Genomic DNA, 648 nt, shown 5'->3' on the forward strand with positions numbered 1-648 from the left:
GCGCAAGCGCGTTAGCGGTGTTCTCAAATCGTGAGCGATGTTGTCCGAAACATGGCGAATACCTTCCATTAGCTGAAAGATTCGATCGAGCATTTCATTGAGGTTACGCGCTAGCTGGTCGAAATCGTCGTTAGTGCCACGATCAGGGATTCTTAGGGATAAATTACCGCGCATGATCTTCTGGCTGGTCTGGTTGATCACTTCAACACGTCTTCCCGTGCTACGGCTCATCATGACACCACCAATCATGGCAAGCATGAAGGTAATGGCCATGCCGAGATTAATCGCACGTTCAACTAGCTCTTTCACCGCCATAAACTCGTTTACATCACGGCCCACAAGCAGGCGTAAGCCGCCCGGCACTATGAACACACGCGCTCGTGCAGGTCTTTCAGATTCAGTGTGCCAGCCGAGTTCTTGGTCAAGCGTGAAATTTAACCAGCCATCTTGGACTTCGCCTTCTTCAGGCCATTTATCAATGTTGCCAGCAAGTTTAATGAAGTCGCGTGCGGTGAACAAATAGATTGCTTTGCCGTTAGGATCACGCGCGACTCGTTCACGAATCACGCTGATAAGGCCATTTAAACCTTGTCGCTGATATTGCTCGGCAAGTCCGACGATCTCGGCTTCAATGGTCTCATCGGTCTG

1 protein-coding gene is annotated in these 648 nt (G+C 50.2%); it reads right to left on the reverse strand.

Annotated features, from left to right (window positions below; translation table 11 throughout):
• The coding region (locus A3751_RS19385; RefSeq protein WP_156492648.1) for a HAMP domain-containing protein at nucleotides 1–648 on the reverse strand (648 nt) is incomplete at both ends.

The organism is Oleiphilus sp. HI0080 (assembly GCF_001635135.1).